Below are 2,729 nucleotides of genomic sequence, written 5' to 3'. Positions count from 1 at the left end.
ACACGATCCAGGGGTTCCGGGAATGTGCTGTTCATCGGCACGAAGGTATCCGCTCGGCCAGACTCAGCCGCTGGCCTTGGTCGACTTGCTGGCGGTGAAGGCTTCCAATTGACCAAACTTGGTTGGCGACGTGCTTGACGAAGTGGTCACGCAGGTTCCGGCGGGAACGAGTTTCCAGGCGTTGGCCTGGTCGTCTTTTGTCGACGTTCCTGCGCACGTGGTGCCGGGACCGGCAGCGCAGTCGTTCTTGCCTGCCGGCGCGACGCCGAAGCATTTTTCCTGCGCTGCTGCGCCTTCGGCAGCACTTGCTGGCGCAGACACAGAAAGTACCGAAGCCAGAGCAGCGGCAAGGGCGAGGCCAGGGGTGAGAAGCTTGTTTCGTGAGGACATGAATTTCTCCGAGGATTGATTGGGAAAAGGCCCCGTCGATGGTTGGATGGATCAAGCGGGGCCGATGGGTCGCCGCCGGGGATTCCAGAGCTGCGCACCTTGATAGAGGTGGCAGCGTCAGATCACGGCGTGCGCGTTTGCCAAGTGCAGCTTCACACCCGACCCACAACAACCAAGAGGGCATGGGAGGGAAAAAGGATTCGCCAGCATCGAGATCAAATTCGCGGCGAAGTAGCAGGCAGCCTCGTCATTCAGGCGTCAGGCGTCAGGCGGGACTCCAGTCCGTGTGCGGCGCCTCCGCAAACCGACCCTGAACTGAAAAGTTGCTTCAACGCGCCTTGCTACTGCATAGGCGTCGAGTTCCCGGTCCACCCTTGAAAATAAGACGCGACTCGGGCCAATCCTGCGGTAGCGGTTCAATCGAGAACACGTTCTGCAGTTCTGCCGGAATCGAGGCTGCCGGCCTCCGCTTCGGGCGATGACAGGCGCTCGCGGGCAAGCATGCGTGCGCGATGCAGCCGCGATTTCGTGGCTGGAATGGACAATTCCAGTCGCACTGAAAGTTCCTCGAGTGACAAACCCTCTACATCGCGAAGCAACAGGATTGTTCGATACTGCGGCGGCAGCGCCACCAGCATGCGGCTCAGATCCAGCCGCCACTCGCCGGGTTCGGGTGTGATGACAGGCTGGATGTCGTCGCCGATTTCCTGATTGGTCAGCATGCGCCAGCCGCGTCTCATGCGGTTGCACTCGTGCTTTACGATGCGGAACAGCCACGACGTGAATGCTTCGATGGAGCGCAGGTCGCCGAGCCGACGTGAGGCCATGATCAGGGTTTCCTGGACGGCATCCTCCACGTCGTTGACGCCGCAGTGGTATTCGGCATAGCGGCGCAAGTGCTGCCGCGAGTTGGTCAGGACATCGTTTAGTGCATTCAGGTCCCCGCCCTGAGCTGCGGCGATGCTTTCCGCGCTCACTTTCATGGCCGACATGCAGATCTCCTTGCCGTACTCAGGTGACGTGTGAACTTCATGTGTGAATCCTTTTTTGTCCCCGAATGCTCCCTTGAATTGGCACGCGCCAAAACTGCCTGTGCTCCATTTGGAGGAATCAACATGAAACACCCGGTAGCTGCCGCATTTTCCAGATCGGGGCCGACACGGTGATCTGCCCCAACTGTGTATTCAACCTGGCGGACAAGCAGCCAGATCACACCATTGCCAGGCCTGCCGAATGCGAGTCACTGGCCGAACTTCGAATCAGACCGGAAGCGCGGGAAAGTTATTTCACATCGAATCAAGCGGGCCTCGAATTGGCGGTTCGCGTATGAAACCGACCCTCACTGTCGTCGTACCTGTCGGTGCACTAGACAATAGCTGGCACGGTCTGCTGCCCCAACTGCAGCACGTCGTTGCCGACGATATCGCGCTGGTGCTTCCGATCGATCGGATGGGCGACGCCATCCCCCTTGCCGACGAACGCCTGATGCTCATGTTTTCTCCACTGGGTCGCGCCAGGCAACTGAATGCCGGTGCAAAGGCGACACGGTCCGACTGGTTATGGTTTCTGGATTCCAGTTCTCGACTGGAGCCTGCGACAGTGCGTTCGCTCAATGCTTTTGTCGCTAGCGGTTCCTCTGCGCCCGAAATACTTGACCTTCGCGGTGCCAATAGCCAGTTGCCCCGAACAACACCCATTTCGATCAGGACGCGACTGACTAGGCGATGGGCGTCCCCAGTCATGAACAATCAAGGCCTCTTCATGCAGCGTCGCATGTACGAGGCGATTGGCGGATTCGACGAATCGCTCGAGGTTGGCGTGGATCGCGCCTTTCTATTGGAGGCCCGCGAGTTTGGCATCCCGTTGCAAAATCTGCCGACCGCCGTATTTGCTGGTCCGCAGCAAACCGCAGAACATCGCGGACGCCGAGCGACGATGGAACACCCGAGGCAGACCAGGAGGCCGACGAGCCGATTCCTGAGAGCGGACGTTACCCCTTGAATACGGCCCTTGGCATCTTCGTCAGCACACCGACGCTTTCGGCAGTCAAGCCGTGCCTGGCAAGGGAGGTCGGTCGATTGCGCGCCGAGGCCTTCTACCTCTCCTGCGCAGAGGCGATCGCCTCCGTTGCGGTGCAAGCGTCCACTGAGCTTGGGATCGCCGCGTATTGGGTAATCGCCGAATCGCGGGCGCTAAACGACACGGCGTGGGCTGATTTGCCACGACTTCCTCAGGGACCCGGCAGCCTCGGCCCCCGCATGGCCAACGTCTACCGGTTACTGCTGGATCGACATGGCAGCGTACTGCTGGTCGGAGTTGACGCTCCACAACTCGATCGC

4 protein-coding genes are annotated in these 2,729 nt (G+C 60.0%); 2 read left to right on the top strand and 2 right to left on the bottom strand.

The genetic code is table 11. The features are described from left to right. Positions 1-63: 63 nt before the first annotated feature. Positions 64-390, bottom strand: coding sequence for a DUF2282 domain-containing protein (locus WBP53_RS17110; protein WP_423930959.1), 327 nt, complete (start codon positions 388-390; stop codon positions 64-66). Between the two features lie 416 nt (positions 391-806). Beyond that, positions 807-1,382 (bottom strand): RNA polymerase sigma factor, encoded by a 576-nt coding sequence (locus WBP53_RS17105; RefSeq protein WP_423930958.1) that lies wholly within the window; start codon positions 1,380-1,382, stop codon positions 807-809. Between the two features lie 334 nt (positions 1,383-1,716). On the opposite strand from WBP53_RS17105, the gene WBP53_RS17100 reads away from it, so the two are divergent. Both WBP53_RS17100 and WBP53_RS17095 read left to right on the top strand, forming a co-directional pair. After that, the gene (locus WBP53_RS17100; RefSeq protein WP_423930957.1) at positions 1,717-2,391 is read left to right on the top strand and encodes a hypothetical protein; all 675 of its coding nucleotides are present in this window, start codon (positions 1,717-1,719) and stop codon (positions 2,389-2,391) included. Further along, positions 2,388-2,729: DUF2064 domain-containing protein (locus WBP53_RS17095; RefSeq protein ID WP_423930956.1), on the top strand; the 342-nt coding region annotated here is incomplete at its 3' end. The genes WBP53_RS17100 and WBP53_RS17095, both read left to right, overlap by 4 nt.

It is taken from the genome of Dokdonella sp., from assembly GCF_049593775.1.
Taxonomy (GTDB): domain Bacteria; phylum Pseudomonadota; class Gammaproteobacteria; order Xanthomonadales; family Rhodanobacteraceae; genus Dokdonella.
Note: the sequence above shows the minus strand (reverse complement) of the source record. Positions and strands in the feature narration are given on the sequence as shown.